This window comes from Vibrio sp. Isolate23 (assembly GCF_022398095.1).
GTDB classification, from domain to species: domain Bacteria; phylum Pseudomonadota; class Gammaproteobacteria; order Enterobacterales; family Vibrionaceae; genus Vibrio; species Vibrio coralliilyticus_A.
In genome coordinates this window covers 1-16,088 of sequence record NZ_JAKEUV010000003.1, presented here as the reverse complement: position 1 = coordinate 16,088, position 16,088 = coordinate 1, and the positions used below count along the sequence as shown (strand labels likewise).

Annotated in this window: 12 protein-coding genes and 1 pseudogene; 8 read left to right on the top strand and 5 right to left on the bottom strand. The window is 43.0% G+C overall.

Annotated features, from left to right (window positions below; translation table 11 throughout):
• Positions 1-220 precede the first annotated feature (220 nt).
• The 3 genes from L1D31_RS09915 to L1D31_RS09905 all read left to right on the top strand — a co-directional run bounded on the left by L1D31_RS09915 (position 221) and on the right by L1D31_RS09905 (position 3,078).
• Positions 221-1,072, top strand: a complete 852-nt coding sequence (locus L1D31_RS09915) for an MBL fold metallo-hydrolase (RefSeq protein WP_239836926.1) — start codon at positions 221-223, stop codon at positions 1,070-1,072.
• 70 nt (positions 1,073-1,142) lie between these two features.
• Entirely contained in the window at positions 1,143-2,162 is a 1,020-nt protein-coding gene (locus L1D31_RS09910; protein WP_239836925.1) for a metal-dependent hydrolase, read from the top strand.
• A 136-nt stretch (positions 2,163-2,298) separates the two neighbouring features.
• The gene (locus tag L1D31_RS09905) at positions 2,299-3,078 is read left to right on the top strand and encodes a transporter substrate-binding domain-containing protein (protein ID WP_239836924.1); all 780 of its coding nucleotides are present in this window, start codon (positions 2,299-2,301) and stop codon (positions 3,076-3,078) included.
• Between the two features lie 51 nt (positions 3,079-3,129).
• Here L1D31_RS09905 and L1D31_RS09900 read toward each other — a convergent pair whose 3' ends face one another.
• Positions 3,130-3,462, bottom strand: a complete 333-nt coding sequence (locus tag L1D31_RS09900) for a hypothetical protein (RefSeq protein ID WP_239836923.1) — start codon at positions 3,460-3,462, stop codon at positions 3,130-3,132.
• 209 nt (positions 3,463-3,671) lie between these two features.
• On the opposite strand from L1D31_RS09900, the gene L1D31_RS09895 reads away from it, so the two are divergent.
• Positions 3,672-4,682, top strand: coding sequence for a substrate-binding domain-containing protein (locus tag L1D31_RS09895; protein WP_239836922.1), 1,011 nt, complete (start codon positions 3,672-3,674; stop codon positions 4,680-4,682).
• 528 nt (positions 4,683-5,210) lie between these two features.
• On the opposite strand, the gene L1D31_RS09890 is transcribed toward L1D31_RS09895, so the two are convergent.
• Positions 5,211-5,534: a hypothetical protein gene (locus tag L1D31_RS09890; RefSeq protein ID WP_239836921.1), complete on the bottom strand. Its 324-nt coding sequence runs from the start codon at positions 5,532-5,534 to the stop codon at positions 5,211-5,213.
• 494 nt (positions 5,535-6,028) lie between these two features.
• On the opposite strand from L1D31_RS09890, the gene L1D31_RS09885 reads away from it, so the two are divergent.
• The 4 genes from L1D31_RS09885 to L1D31_RS09870 all read left to right on the top strand — a co-directional run bounded on the left by L1D31_RS09885 (position 6,029) and on the right by L1D31_RS09870 (position 11,985).
• A complete protein-coding gene (locus tag L1D31_RS09885; protein WP_239836920.1) occupies positions 6,029-7,483 on the top strand; it encodes a site-specific integrase in 1,455 nt (484 codons plus the stop codon).
• Positions 7,467-9,017, top strand: coding sequence for a hypothetical protein (locus L1D31_RS09880; protein WP_239836919.1), 1,551 nt, complete (start codon positions 7,467-7,469; stop codon positions 9,015-9,017). The genes L1D31_RS09885 and L1D31_RS09880 overlap by 17 nt, the downstream gene beginning before the upstream one ends.
• Positions 9,014-11,449 (top strand): hypothetical protein, encoded by a 2,436-nt coding sequence (locus tag L1D31_RS09875; protein ID WP_239836918.1) that lies wholly within the window; start codon positions 9,014-9,016, stop codon positions 11,447-11,449. Before L1D31_RS09880 ends, L1D31_RS09875 begins: the two co-directional genes overlap by 4 nt.
• Before the next feature lie 80 nt (positions 11,450-11,529).
• Positions 11,530-11,985, top strand: coding sequence for a hypothetical protein (locus L1D31_RS09870; protein WP_239836917.1), 456 nt, complete (start codon positions 11,530-11,532; stop codon positions 11,983-11,985).
• Between the two features lie 269 nt (positions 11,986-12,254).
• On the opposite strand, the pseudogene L1D31_RS09865 reads toward L1D31_RS09870, so the two are convergent.
• From L1D31_RS09865 to L1D31_RS09855, 3 genes and pseudogenes are all read right to left on the bottom strand, one after another.
• Positions 12,255-13,294: pseudogene (locus tag L1D31_RS09865) on the bottom strand (IS481 family transposase).
• Complete coding sequence (locus L1D31_RS09860; protein WP_239836916.1) at positions 13,281-14,270, bottom strand: IS110 family transposase; 990 nt, start codon at positions 14,268-14,270, stop codon at positions 13,281-13,283. The pseudogene L1D31_RS09865 and the gene L1D31_RS09860 overlap by 14 nt, the downstream one beginning before the upstream one ends.
• 494 nt (positions 14,271-14,764) lie before the next feature.
• On the bottom strand, positions 14,765-15,937 hold the full coding sequence (locus tag L1D31_RS09855; RefSeq protein ID WP_275666120.1) for an RHS repeat-associated core domain-containing protein: 1,173 nt from the start codon (positions 15,935-15,937) through the stop codon (positions 14,765-14,767).
• Positions 15,938-16,088 lie beyond the last annotated feature (151 nt).

Genomic DNA, 16,088 nt, shown 5'->3' with positions numbered 1-16,088 from the left:
TTGACCCAAATTCAAAGACTTAAAACAAACAACACCAAAGAGAGGGAACTTGGTCTGAGAGCAGGGGTGTGGCTGCTACTCTTCATACGTTAAATGAATGCAATGACGTATTGTGTGTACATCCAGTATGGTAGTCTTGCCAAACTAAACACCAACATTTAATTCTAAAACGGTAAAAGCGGTGGGACTTTGGCTATTGATAGGCATTAGGGAGAAAAGAATGCGCTTAATTCTATGTTTGATGGCAGTGTTTTTGTCAGCATCAACATTTTCTCAAACGGGTATACCTAAGATGAGTGCTGAAAACGGTTATATCGAGCCGTTTAAGATGTTCGACAATGTTTATTACATCGGGGATAAGTGGGTTTCTTCCTATGCGATAGATACATCAGCAGGTTTAGTGATTATTGATACCCTTGATTTTCCATACAGTAAATGGATTCCCAAAAACTTGCAGAAGTTGGGATTAGGCGATAAATCGGTGAGCTATATTATTGTAACGCATGGACATTCCGATCATGTGGGTGGGGCAGAGTTTCTGCAATCCATCTACAATTCCAAAGTGATCATGACAGAAAAGGGCTTAGAGCTAACTAAAAAGCAATCGGAAAAGAGTAAAGGTGAGAATAAATTCATACCACCGAAAGTCTTTAAATTTGCCGAAGATGAATCCGAAGTTTTGTTAGGCGACACAAAGTTTACGTTTTACATCACGCCAGGGCATACCGAAGGTGACTTGTCGATTGATTTCTTAGTTAAAGATAACGGAAGCGAATATCGCGCTTTTGTCGTTGGTGGGCATGGCGTCAATTTCCAAAATCCAGCTCTCGTTAAGCAATACTTCGCTAGCATGAAAAGAATCAAAAGAATCGCCGAGAGTAGCCCAGTTGTAACGGTTAACTTGTCTAATCACCCTCATAAAAACAACCTGTTCTCCAACCGAGATAGAGTGAAAGAGGCAAGTTCCAATAACCCTTTTATTAGCGAAGATAACTTTTTCAACTTTGTTGACCAACAAGTTGACTTAGCTACAAAGGAACAACAGAAAGCGAGCAAACCGCAAGTTAACTAAGGGTTATACAATTGAAACTCAGACAATTTCTGATGATTCGATTCTTAAAAGAGTACAGGTTTGGGGAAACATGGATCCGTTAACGCAGGGGTTAATTGGGGCTGCTTTGCCTCAGTCAGTATGCGATAAAAAGCACTTACTTGTTGCCGGTGGTTTGGGCATGCTTGCAGGGATGTCACCAGATTTGGATGTGCTCATTCGTTCTTCTAGCGATCCTTTATTGTTTCTGGAGTACCATAGACAGTTTACTCATTCTCTTTTATTTATCCCTTTCGGCAGCTTACTTTGTGCTTTGGTGTTGCATTGGATCTTCTCTAGAAGGTGTGGGCTAGCGTTTGGTCAAAGTTGGTTATATTGCGCACTTGGCTATAGTACCCATGCGTTGCTTGATGCATGTACGTCCTATGGCACCCAGTTGCTTTGGCCTTTTTCTCAAGAGCGGTATGCATGGAACATGGTGTCCGTAGTCGACCCCATTTTTACTTTACCGATTTTTATATGCCTTGCCGTTACGTTTCGAAAGCGAACACCTTGGGGAGCAAGGATTGCTTTGCTATGGGTGTTAGCCTATCTATCCCTAGGCATCATACAAAAAGAAAGAGCTTACAACGAAGGCTTGCAATTGGCTCAGGAGCGAAATCATTCTCCAAACCGAATAGAGGTGAAACCGAGCTTTGCTAATATACTGGTGTGGAAAGTGATTTATGAAACAGACGGACACTATCACGTAGACGCCATTAGGCTAGGTAGCTCGACCAAAATTTACAGCGGGGAATCAATTGCCAAGTTAGATATTAATAGAGATCTTCCATGGCTCAAACAGAATTCACAACAAGCTAAAGATATTGAACGCTTTCGTCGCTTTTCAAACGGTTATCTAGCCCTACATCCAAATGAAAAATTGAGTGTTATTGATGTCCGCTATTCCATGATCCCTAACAAGTTTGACCCAATGTGGAGTATCAAGCTTTCACCTTCTTTAGCCCCAGAACAGCATGCTCGATATGTTACAAACAGAGAGCATTTCACGACAAAGAGGCAAGATTTTTGGGAGATATTGCTCGGTCTCGGAGGTGGGGCTAGTGAATAACAAATCCTTTGTGTTGTCAGCTCTGTGGCGGAGCAGTAAAGCACCCAATAATACATTTTTGTTACGGTAAGGAATTTCAGGACATTCATACCAATACACTCTATGCTTTCTTTAATTAGGTAAAAAAGGAAAGCGTATGAATCACTTTACTCGCAGACTTTGTTTATTTTTGGCAGCCGCCTCCATGTCTCTTTCCGTTTGGGCCTCAACGACTCTTAGACTGGCATACTCGGATGTTGAATCTTATCCATTTCAGATGGGGAATGGGGCTAGTGTCGCTAATCCTCCAGGACTAGCATTGGATGTCATCAATCATGTTGCATTACAATTGGACTTGAACATTGAATATGTACGCCTACCTGGAAAGCGAGTTCTACAAGATATAGGGGCGGCAAAAGTCGATGGGGGTTTCATCTTTTCTTTCAATACACAGCGTGCACAATATGCTAGTTATCCAATGAGTGATAACAAGCCTGATGCCAGTAAGCGTATTGCAACCATAGGCTACTATTTTTATACATTGCAAAATCATACCTTGGAATGGGATGGACAAAGCTTAGCGGATACAGATCAAAAAGTCGGTGCCCACCTAGGCTTTTCTATCGTCAGAGAGTTAAAGAAAAAGCAATTGAAAGTACATGAAGTAAAAACAACGGAGCAACTGTTCACCATGCTTCAATTAGAACGTTTATCGGCTATTGCTGTACAAGATACAATGGCACAACAGTTTTTGAGTAGCCAAAAGATGAACAACATTAAACAAATTGAACCGGCAATCACAACCAAAAATTATTACTTGGTATTGAGTCATCAATTTGTTGAAAAAAATCCAGAACTTGCGGAAAAAATATGGGAAGCGATAGAAACATCTAGAGATGAAGTGTTCTTAAAACAGAAGGATAAGTATATTGATTAATTTGCTATGAGTTACAATGTCACTTTTGATGTTGCAAGTAAAGGACTAACGTTAAGCGTATTCAAACAGTAACTGGCTTTGGTCCTGTTTGTCTATTAGATCTCGGATTTCCTGAACAAAGTAGTAATGTTTCTCATAGAATTTATCACCTAGCAACAATGTATGCGGTACGATGTCCACGACTAATTCGAGTCGTGAACTTGGCAATAAAAAGTGGGCCGTATCTTGTCTTAGACTGACTAGCAAGTCACCAAGTTTTTTTAGTTCAGCCAAAATGACATTTTGTGCCAACCCTTTTTTGTGCAAATGGGTTTCCCAAAACCAGATGATCAAATGATCTTCACAAGCAATCGCCTTACTGTCTTGAAGAGACATGGTTTCCATGGATGCAACCTTATATTTTTGTTTTTACTCACGGAGTGAGCTTCAATGCATAAGCAATAATAGCAAACCTTATCAAAATAATTGAATATCAAAAAGTAATGCTTACACAGTTTTACATTACAGATATGAGAAATCGCCAAAATTCCACGTTATGAGCTAACTTTTACAGTACAAGTAAAATTATTAGTTTTGTAAGGGAACAAGCCGATATGATTGGTTTTGTTAGAAGCGTAACGACTCTCAGCCTACTACTGTGTACTATCAGCATATCTGAAGCTAAACTGCTTCGCTTTGCCGTTGTACCCAAAGAAGAGCTCAACCCATTCTTTGATGCCAGTAGGGAAGGTTGCATGGCTGCGGCCAAAGAGTTAGAGAATGTGGAGTGTATTTATCGAGGCCCCAAATCGGTTGATGTGCGAAAGCAAGATAAGATAATTGCTGAATTGTTAGATGAGGGAATAGATGGCATTGCCATCGCTGTATCTCAGTCGGAGTTTATGCTTGAAAATAGTATGAAACAAGCAAAGGAGTTCGGTGTACCAGTAATCACTTATGACGCAGACTTCGCACAAGAAACCCTAGCTAGCTATCCAGAATTAAGAGCTGCTTATATAGGCACTAATGATTATGACTTAGGAGAGGCGTTAGGTGAGCAACTGAAATCTCAACTCCCTAATGGTGGTACAGTGATCATTCAAAGTGGACGTCCAGATTCACCAAATTTAAACCTAAGAGTGATGGGAGTGCGCTCAGCGCTATCAGGAAAGCAGTACTTAACGCCTCCAGGTGAGCGCTTGAAAGGCGAAAATGGCTGGACGGAGTTCAGCCAGCCCCTATACAATTTTGGTCAATTTCATAGAGCATTAGAAGACCTCAAGAACGTACTCAATTCCTATCAAGAAAGAAAGATCCATGCAATAGTGGCAGTAGGAGGCTGGACTCAGTTTCTAGAAGAGTATAGAGATGTTGTTACACCTCACAAAGATGCCATACTAAACAAAGAAATCATTATAATCACGGCTGACACGGCTCAAGAGCAATTGGAATACCTAAAAGATAATTTAGCGCATGTCAATATAGGCCAAAACCCTTATGAAATGGGTAGGCAAGCCATCTTAACTCTCTATAAGCTTGCCAATGAGCAGCCAGTAGAGGAGGTGATGTATATCCCGATGACTTACTGTACCCCCGAGAATTATCAGAGCTGCACTAAGCACTAAGGCGATGAGCTGAAAGAATTGTCAATTAAATATAGACAGTAACTTAAAGCACTTCCAAGACTTTAGATGACGTTCGTCCGCAAATGCTCTTTGATTATCGTTTGATGTATACTGTATCTATAGCTGGAGAGCCATGAAAGCATGTTTTTGACTCAATTAATACTTCAGCTCCTGAGCTCAAAGCTGCTAACAAAATCGAGAATTGGCGTTTTCCTGCTCCTGAATCTGCATCTTTTATCCTCAAATAATCTTTACTATCGCAGCCAGAACCAGCTTCTCCAGCATTAACAAGTTTTACAATAGGTTTTTATTTCCTTGACCTTGGACTATTTCTTCTACTGTAGTCCAAGGCGAGCTTCCAAAAGCGAAAGAAAGGCTCGAGAATGAGAAAAGTAGTATACCTATGACAGCAGGCTTGATGACATTATTCACACAATGTTCCTTATTACTTTTTAAACAATTGATCTTCAAGACTTATGAATTGCAAATCTTGACTAACCGAGATACTGAGTACTGTGGCCGCGAAGCCTATTTATTGATTATGTACTTGGGTTTTAAATAATGACGGTGTGACTGACAAGTCAGAGAACCTCCATTGTCATCAAAATAAACCACTAGATTTTTTTCCGACATTTTAACACTTAAAACAAGCGAAGACGCACTATCGCTACCGCTACAAAGCCAATAATTGTCACCCGTAACTTTAAAAGCCAATTGTTTTTTTCCATTATCATCTCTACATGAAGTATGATCTGCCATAATCAAGCTAACTGTTCCTTTACAGGAAATTTCGGCAGCACCGACCAAAGATGGAATTAATAAAATTAGTGCGCTAATTATAAAATTTTTCATTATCTATACTGATTAAATGCATTAGAAGGATAACAATTAAATCAATATTCATTAATGATATCAATCTTTCTTCGTGGGCTAAGGAATAAGCACCAAAATGGTTTAACTAACTCAATAAACAACGTCGAGTATGTCGGCTGCATTTATATGACGAAGGCGGCGTTCGCGAACATCTTGCAGCACTTTAAAACGGTTAATGTATCGGTCACTCATGGGAATTAGCATCGGTTGAGGTCCTCAAAGCTCAGTGTGTGCATTAAGCATAAGAGGACATTTTGAAATTGCTCAAACCAGACATTACTAAATTGCTCTTACAAGCTAAGTGCGCATTATGTATATTATGTTAAATTCTATACGATCAGTATAATGTACACGAGCTAGTTTCCCACTTCTTAAAATCAATAGTTTAGGAAAATCTGCAACATCTTGACAAAGCAAAATCTCCATACCTACTCTTGTACATAAAAGCCAAACCTACGAATGGACATTTGTACATGTTTAAGATAGAAAATTGCAACGGTAAGTTTTATTGCTTATTGGATATGGTGACCGCCATGCCATCTCTGTTAGCATTTCGCTGGACCGAGCAAGAACTCATAGAGAAATCACTGGCGACACAAAAAAGCTATCTCACCTCTGTGAAACTGTTTTATGACTTCTGGTTGGCTAAGCATGGCATCACACTTGATTACGCTTTGCATCTCAAAGATTTCCAAGACGTTGAAGCGTTGACACACGAGCTGATGGCGTTCTGGGATTATCTCCTTGCGGAGAAGCAGTTTTCCAATGTGGTTTTGCTGCCGTCACCCAACAATAGTCAAAAAGAGATGGCCAAGAAAAAACGCACAGCCGCTAAACACTGTCAGGTCATCTGTAATTTCATTCAATTCTTGTCGGAGGTATATCTAACCACGGCCTACCGTGATGAAGATCCTCATCACTTACGCCGCCTACGCACCGAAATAAAACTCAGACTGAAAGATGCGAAACGCAAGTTTTCAAAGTGGAAGAAATCCAATAAAGAAGTCTCCCCCCACAGCACTTTACGCAGTATGACCAGCGAGCAATTTGAGGACTTATTCCATGTTCTTACTCCGAATGTAATGAAGCCAGTTCCGGTAAAATTACCAAATGGCACTATTCAAGCCAGCTTTAAACTCATTAAGGAAAACCCACTCAATCCTATCGTTAGTTACGATGTACAGATGCGTAATTATCTGTTCACCACTTTGCTCGTCCGCTATGGTCTGCGGACTGGAGAGTCATTGTTGCTGCGAAAGCAATCTTTCCTTCCACTAAAAAGTAACTCTAACAAAGTCATCATGCGCGTTCGTAACCTAGAAGATTACGAATTAAGCGATATCACCATGGACGATGTGCGTCATAATAAGCCGCAAATTAAGACCGCAGACAGCGTTCGAGATGTGGAGATCACGGCCGAAGACTACAAGAAAATTCAAGTCTACTTCGAATTCATCCGTCCAAAGGAATGCGAGCACGACTTCATCTTCGCTTCGTCTTTGAAGCCCTACAAGCCAGTGTCCTACACCACCATTCAGACTCAATTTAAACAAGTCGTTGAATCATTTAAGGAACATTTTCCAGAACATTTTGACCCAAAATATGCCGAATCCATCAGTGAAACTATCACCCCTCACTGGCTTCGTCATACTTGGGCCTATGCGATGTTATCTGCTATTTATGAGAAGGAAAAACGTCGGTACATTGACTACGGAGTGGTCAATGTTAAGGGGATTATGGAGGATGCGCAGGAGCAATTAAGAGTTATGGGGGGATGGGCTAAGAAATCCGTTATGCCTGCCAAATACGCGAAGCGATTTATTCAAGAGCATGCCAATCAAACTCTCATGGAGGTGTATCGCAATCACTTCAACGTAAACAGTGATACTGATTTCAATAAGGATGAATGGGATGCCGCATTCAGTTAAGAAAGTCCATCACAGAGGTATTAGTTGTGTATTCACACCAGAACAGGTTAAGTTTATAAATAGCATGACACTACCGAGTGTGATGGAGATTACCCAAGCCTCCAAGTTTGATACCCCTTATGTTCAGACGAAAAGTGACCGTTGGGAGTATGTCCGTTTGGGGTGTACCAATAGTGAAATCTTTGACTTGGATGTGCTCAGCAACAAGATGCTGAAATGGTTTTCTACCATACATACAGAATCTCATATGGCTCCTCTTGGAACTAAACGGTTTAGCATAATTAAAAGGCTGATAAGAGGATTTGATAGTTTTTCGTTTTTAGACTTTAAACAACGACTCGAAATGTTGGCTAAATCGAAAAGTGCGGATGAATATTACCTACTTAAGTCAGCTACTCATATGCTGATTCGCCATGGATTCCCTAGCTTCGACATTGATGATGAGGAAACTTTACAGCGTGTAGCGACCCCGAATGTCACTGATCCCTTTCTTCGCTATCAAGAAGTGAATGACATCATGCCTACCCACTTTAAGAATCTTATTGCCAACCGCTTGGTGGAGTTTGGCTCGGAGGAAGGCCTTCGGTCATTGGCGGACAGAGACTTAAAAAATCTCTGTGTGCTGGGTTTATCTTTTGCTATAGGCCCCCGCCCACAGCAATTCGCTATGCTATTAGGTGGCTCAGTGAAGCTCATTGCAGCTAATCATAGGACCACATTAAAGCTCTACGAAGTATCTGTCCCCTTAGCAAAACAGCCAACGGTGCCTGTCGACGCGCCTAAAGTGAATTTGAGTCAGGAAATTGGTGCGCTGTTGGATGAATATAAACGTCGCTTTAGCATTGGGGATGATAATGCATTATTTCCTTATGCTGGGGACGTCAATAACGCATTATCGCGTGAGATCCATAAAGCGTTAAACGACGCGTTGCTCTTCATACAACCGGATGATGTTAAAGAAAAAATACGCTTAAAAAAAATGCATCGCCCTATGTATACCGCCTATGATTTTCGCCACAATATTGGCCATTCGATGGCAATGGCTGGGGCTAGTGCTGAGGAAATTGCCATGGTACTCGGCCAAACCACCACAGTTGCGGCGCAGTATTACATCATGTCGACCCCAGAACTGGCGTTGCTGAAACACAAGGCACTCGGCCAAAATCCTGTTTGGAAAGACATGATGGGACTGCTACTCACCGGTTACCTCACCGATGAGTCTAAGTGGTCGGGTAAAACAGTGTCAAGTATGCTCGTGGGTAAACTAATCCACCGCATCGGTGGCTGCAACCGGCTACAAGATAAGTGCCATCTTGCATTGGTGCGTTCTTGTTATGGCTGCTTCTATTTCCGCCCGTTTAAAAGTTTGAACAAGCATGAAACCGTCCTTGAAGTTATCACGCATGAGCTATTTGAATTGGTCAAAACGTCGCAAGACGCAGGTCAGCATAACAACCTGCTGATTGACGCTGCCACGCAAACCAAGAATGAAATAGAAATGGTCATTAACCGCCTCAAGAGGGGCTTACGATGAAAGAAAACTACCAAGCCTTGGAGCAATTTATCACGGCGCAAAAGGACTTTTTTGAGACAGCCTTACTGCCTGATGTGAATATGGGCGTCACCAATCTCGACGCGTTCTACTCATGGGAGACCAATGTTTGGAAATATGCTCAAGCCTCTCAGGGCTTTCTGGCGAAGGCGTTGACGACTATTAACTTCCACGAAATCAACGCTCGCAGATTAGGTGGTCTGTTCAAACCGGACGACGAACCTTTCAAGACACTACATATCAACCATACTTATGTCGACTTCATGAAAGCCTACTGCACATCACTTTATAAAGGGAGCAACCCGTCCGGCGCGGTGGTATACGCTCAACAGATGTTATTGAAGCGTGTCTATGTCCGCATGGTGATGTCTGGTATTGAACCACATCCAGTCAACATCACGTCCGAGTTTCTACAACAGGCCACCGACATGCTGGCAAAATCGCGTACTGGCAACACTGCAATAAATAATGCTGGCAAGGATTATGATGATGCTAGTGTGATCGCTAGGCACCTCAATTACCTGGGGATTACTCCAACGCCTCTTGAAATCAAAAAGAAACAAAAAAGTGTCGCGACCAACACAACCAAGGCTGGAAAAAAAGCCAAAAAGTCAGATTTCGGCGAAGACCTCGATCAAGACGAACATGAAAAAAACCTCTCCATTCAGACCTTTTTGAACGTGGTCGCTCTGCGTGGCATGGTACAGTATGATGGCGAGCGGATCGTGTTAAACCTTGTATTATTGCTAATGGTTACCGGACTTCGCCACATGGAGGCTGCAGCCCTGCGCTACAATAGCTTTAAAGTTGTGGAGATCGAAGATCGCGCCACTAAAGCGCTGATGGAACAACGCGGCCTGCCCACGTATTACGTCGGCATCGTCTACTTAGGTGAAAAAGGGGCTGGACACCGGACTCACTGGCTTGAGCCGTTCGCTGTGGATATTGTTGAGGAGCTTTGGGTCAACACCATCGTGTTAACCGAGAAACTACGTGTACAGATAGAGTACGTTCGTGAAACGGGCTTTGGGTCTTACCTGCCGAAAGTGTGGCACACACGCCACGACAACGTGATCGAAATGAATGAGGTGTTAGTCAACCTCGATGCTATTGTGGATGAGGTTTATGAATCCTATTCTACGACCGCAACTGCGCGTGGTCGTTCTTCTTTAAGGGATCAGGCTACTAAAAAAATCAAAAACAGTGGGCTGGGTATTAAGCCTCACTCTGTTATCGAGCTTGGCCGCAATAACGCAAAAGAGATTCGCTATACTCAGTCGGACATGGAACGCTTTATCCGCCATACTATCGAGAGTCACGCCCGTATATCGAATGACTTCAATTATCGCACTACGGACGCCAAAACCAAAGTTGTCAATAGCATACCGTATGAGGACTTGCTGTTCATCATTCCCGAAGGTAGTGGGGTCACTAAACGTACGGGCACGATGAAAGTGGTGCCGCAAGTAATCGACAAATTCGTGCTGATCCCCTTCCTAGGTTACGGTTCGGAAACCAATCGTCAACGCAGCATCTTTGCCAAATACGGCCTCACTGACGAAAACGGTGAGGTCACCATGTTGTACAGTCACACCCCACGTCATGGCATCAATACTTTCGTTGCCATTGCGGGGGTTTCTGACCACCTTCAAGCTATGTTCATGGGGCGCCATGACTTAACCCAAAATGAACATTATCATCACCTTGCCATTACCGAGAGAGCTATCTCAACAGAACTTGTAACGGTGAATAACCCAGATTCGTATTTTAAACAAGAGACAGCACTTGAGCGGATTAAGACCGAAGGTCAGATTGGTTTAAATCCCAAGCTTACCTCAGCCAATGCACTGGCTCAGGCCATGAATACTCACACGACTAAGCAAGATAAATCTGCGTTCGTCGTTGATGTGGTCAGTAATTCAAACAGTAATGCTTTTAGTGAGTTCGATGAAATGTTTGGCATCCTTTCCGACAAAGAAAAGCAAGAAACCGCGGCGCGCCATACTGACCTGAATCCTATGGATATTGGCAGTTGCCGTCGCAAATTGGCCACATTCCAATGCCCTTACAACATGAAGTGTCAAGATGGTAGCCCATGCCCATATTTCACCCTTACGGGACGGGAAGGTGAACTTCAGAAAGTGGAACAACTGGCAGCGTGCATCGAATCTGAGCTTGCGATCATCAATCAAATGAAAATGACCGGTGATATGGAAGTGACTGAGGCTGACGAAATACTTACGGCCCTCAACTTGCGAAAGGTTCACATCCAGTACCATCTTGGTCAGTCTCAGACCTTTGAAGATGAAAAAATTCAAATCAGCCTATTGGAATTGGACAATATGAAGAAACCTATAATGTTGTCCAGTCTGTTCGCGCTTGAACACCGTAAACTGGAAATGAACAAGTCTTAAATGCGGGTACTTGTAATCCACTAAGGGAAGCTCAATGAAAATAATCGTTAATGTCAAACAAAGCCATTTAGGAGCTAAAAATGACTTACAAACTTAAAGGGCATGAACTGGACACAGTCATCGAGAAAGAGCTGATCAGGATGTGTGATGAGGGCTTTGAACAGTCTCCAATTACACAGGCAAATCTATTTAGGCGGTTGAACGCTAAGGGGATGATCAACACTCGCTCAACCCTAACTAGTCGAAAGAGTCTCATTGAGGCCTTTGCTACACAACAGAAAGACGCCGTGTCAGGCACATTAGGTAAAACCTTGAAAGACACCGCATCGATGACGCGAGCAGGTTTAGAGAAGACCAATGCGCGTCTCATAGAACAAGTAGAAACAGCGCGCAAGATACTGCAGGATAACACTGAATGCATCATTAGCATGGCAAAAACCATAAGATTGCAAACCCAAGTCCGCAATATTGAACGTTGCCTGTCTCCATACCTTATTCGTGAATTACACCAGAGCCAGAAGCAAGATAAAGATTGAGAAGAAGAATTGCAACTGGCGGTGGCCAGTCTGGCTGGAGCAGATCATACGTCCCCTACTCTACGTGTACTAAATGTAGAGAGTATATGTTTTTAACGATCTACTCTTGCAAATGGCTGGTTATTAAGTGATTTACAACATGTGGTATCAGAAGCTTAAATATTAAAAGATTCGGCAAGTAAAAGGTTATATGGATAGTTTGCAATTAAACTGTACTAATTCAGACCTGATCTGACAGTTACCCACTTTTTGACTCGGTGCCTGTCAGATTATATCTGGGCTAGATTCTTTTCTGCCCAGATTGATTTCCCATCCTCTAATGTTTCTATTGGCGTTCTGCCGCAGCACATTTTTCCTTGATGAGTACGATGATTGTTGTAGTAGTCCATCCATTCGTCCAGATCTTTCTGTAACTCTTCCATCGACCCATACAGTTTCTTTCTGAATGTTACTTGGTAGAACTCATTCAATATGGTCTTGTGGAAGCGCTCGCAGATGCCATTTGTCTGTGGCGACATGGCTTTAGTTTTGGTGTGGTCGATATCATTGATGGCAAGGTAGAGTTGATAGTCGTGCTGTTCAACGCGGCCACAGTATTCAGTGCCTCGGTCGGTTAAGATTCTGAGCATAGGTAGCGCGTGAGTCTCGAAGAACGGTAGGACTTTGTCATTGAGCATATCTGCTGCTGTGATTGGTGTTTTGGTTGTGTAGAGCTTAGCGAAAGCTACTTTGCTATAGGTATCAACGAACGTCTGCTGATAGATGCGTCCAACACCCTTAAGGTTGCCGACATAAAACGTGTCCTGAGAGCCTAGATAACCTGGATGTGCTGTTTCTATCTCACCACAAGCTTCATCATCGTGCTTCTTACGCTCAAGAGCAGCAACTTGTTCGTCCGTTAGAATGATACCGTTTTCAGCTACCTGTCTTTCTAAGGCGATAAGGCGCTTTTTGAAGTTTTCTAGGTCATGACGAAGCCAGATTGAACGCACGCCACTTGGCGAAATAAACACACCTAGCTTACGCAGCTCGTTACTTGTTCGAACTTGTCCATGAGCAGGAAAATCAATGGCGTACTTGAGAACGGCTTGTTCTGTTTCGCCATCAACTCGGTTCTTCAAGTTTGGTGTTCTTCTGCTTTGATTAATCAGAGCATCAATGCCACCAGTTTCAACTAATTCTTGATAGCGATAGAACGTGTCTCGTGAGACACCCATAACCTTGCAGGCTCTAGATACATTGCCAAGCTCTTCTGCAAGATTGAGAAGACCAGCTTTGGTTTGATGATTGGATTGCTAGTATGAAGCATGAGAGGTTTGATTGGCAACCAACGCCCAAACGGTTCGAGCTATCTTGTTCGCTAATGCAACCGTCACGACATTTTTCGGCCTTCTTAACGGCAAAGACACAAGCCATTCACTCTTTTCTTTACTGTGACTCATCACTGCTCGTTCTCCATGTATCAGCAGTGTTCGTAAGTACACATCTCCTCGTTTGCTTATGCCGTGTAAGTGGACTCGACCTCCTGTTCCTGTTTGCCGTGGTACCATGCCTATCCATGCTGCAAACTCTCGACTGGATTTAAACGCTGACACATCCCCCATTGAAGCGATAAGTGCAGTAGCGGTGAGTGGTCCAATGCCTGGCACTTTTGCGATGCGCTGACAATCTTCATTGTGCTTAAACCAGCTTTGTATTTGCTTTTCCAGTTGTTTGATGTCGTCATCCAACTGAGCTAACCGCTCCACTTGAACTTGCAAGGCACACATAAAGACTCTTGGCGCCCTATCTTCGAGTTGTGTTAAACAATCAGGTAATTGTTCTTTGAATGCTTGCTTGCCTTTCGGCATCACAAGTCCAAACTCTGTCAGGAGCCCACGTATCGAATTGATTTGTGCGGTTCTGTGTTTCACTAACAGCTCTTGCATTCGGTGGGCGCCTAAAATAGCCTGCTGCTCGGCAATAAATTTCATGTCAGGTTGCTGCATCGCCGTCCAAATGGCACGAGCATCTACCACATCATTTTTGTTCCCGACAACGAAAGGTTTTACTTTCTTAGCTGGCAATAATTTTACGGTGTGACCCATTTTTTCGAACAACCTTCCCCAATGATGAGCACCACCGCATGTTTCTATCCCAGTCATTGATGGCTGCTGATTGGCAAAATATTGAACAAAGTCTTTTCGCTTTACTTTGTCTAAGTGGATTTCTCCCGTTTCTTGATCAACCCAGTGAATTTGAAAAACCTGTTTTGCGATATCAATACCAAATACGTTACTGTCCATCTTGGATACTCCCAATGTCGATAGTTCACTCGATTGAACCACACTGGGCACCTTGATGCCGTGACAGGGAGTATCCTTCCTCATCAATCGAATCATCGTCGGCCCTGTTAATTGGGGATGCGTCCATATCATTTCCTATACTCAAATAAATTTCGTTTGTCGTGCATTCAAGAGAAGTACAACGCAACTTGCTGTTTCACCTACTAAAGCATTAGTTATTTGTATAGGCACACAGTATCTAATTCAAGGAGGCTAGTTAAAGAAGGAACAATGTTATTGTATGGAGTCGATACCTAGATTTTACTCTCTTTGCTTTTTGCATTCCTTTCTTGACTTTCTAAGTCCAGAGATATGCTGATTTCTGATGTCTGGAAGAGAAAAGAAGTTGCGGTGTAAACCGCCTTAGTTGGCGGTTTTGTTGACACGTGAAAGTCAATAAGACGATTAAAACACGCTTACGGAGGTGTTGCGTTTTATGTGGTGGGGGGAGCTTTTTAATAGCTAGGACTGACAATTACTGGACGATAGTTAACACCGTGTTTAATAATAGAGAACAAGCTATGTCTCGATACCTTACCAAATTCCGGCCTAACAACAGAGACAGGCCCTTTATAGCCTTTAACTGTTTTACCTGATAAATCAGCAAGCCTCTGAATAAAGGAGCCGACCTTAGCTCCTTTATGCATTTCATTTGCAGAGCGACATGCTACAACTCTAATATGCCTAATCGAATCATAGTCATCATACGCTTCCGCTAACATCCCATTTATCTTGTCCGCACTATAAGATTTATTTGTCAACCCAACAACAGAGTTCTTCGTTCCATAGTAACCATGCGCATTAATTGTTATTCTCGATTCACCTTTATAAGAGCCCTTAAAAAAATATAGATGCGAGGCATTTCCTTTCCCAAACTTCTTTAGATCGGTCATACGATCTCCATGATATGATTTGGTCTTATTAGGGTTTGCCCCTGGCATCATTTCTAATGCCTCGTATTGCCCATTTTTGGATTTAATTTTACCCACTCCAATTCCTGCCGATGTACTCGCTACGCCTATCGCAGCACCAACAGCCGCCATCTGCAAAGACTTCTCRACACTGTTGCCCATCGCAACATTAATACCAAACTCCGCTCCCGCTGAGACTACCGTGTCTATCGCTTCCACCGCAATTTTAGTCGCAGTGGATGCTCCTGCTCCAGCAGCTGCACCGATTCCACCACTTAGCGCACCCAACGCCGCCCCTATCAGTACCTGTTCCCAGTCAAACGGATCACCAGATACAGCCATATCAATGACCTCTGCTGCTGTTGCCACGGCTGCGCCAACCACCGCGCCAACCACCGCACCAATTAATATTGGAATGAAAGCAATATGTCCACTCGGGTCTTTATAGGAGAAAGGGCTACCATTACCATACTGATAGCCGTTCAGTCCCCCCGCTCCGAAGGGGCTTAGGCTATCATGACTATGRAAACGCCCCACGCTGGGGTTATATACTCGGTAGTTACCCAGGTGATARCGTCCTGGGAGCGGCATTTTCCGTTCGCCATTAAAACCTAGTGGGTTWGCCARCAACGGGKTAYTCCCCCCCGTCTTTTCGGTACCAAAGCCWGCGATAGCCCCCAAAGAGGTGGTTGACGCCACGGCCCCTRCCCCTAGCATCACTGACGTATTTTTAACAAATTTTCTTCGACTGGGGTTAAACTCAAATGAGCTTGTTTGTTGTGTATTCTGATGATGGCGCTTTTTCATTAGGATAAATCCTCTTCCCCATAAGGGCTGTATGTTTTCATCAATGCTTGGCGGGATTCAC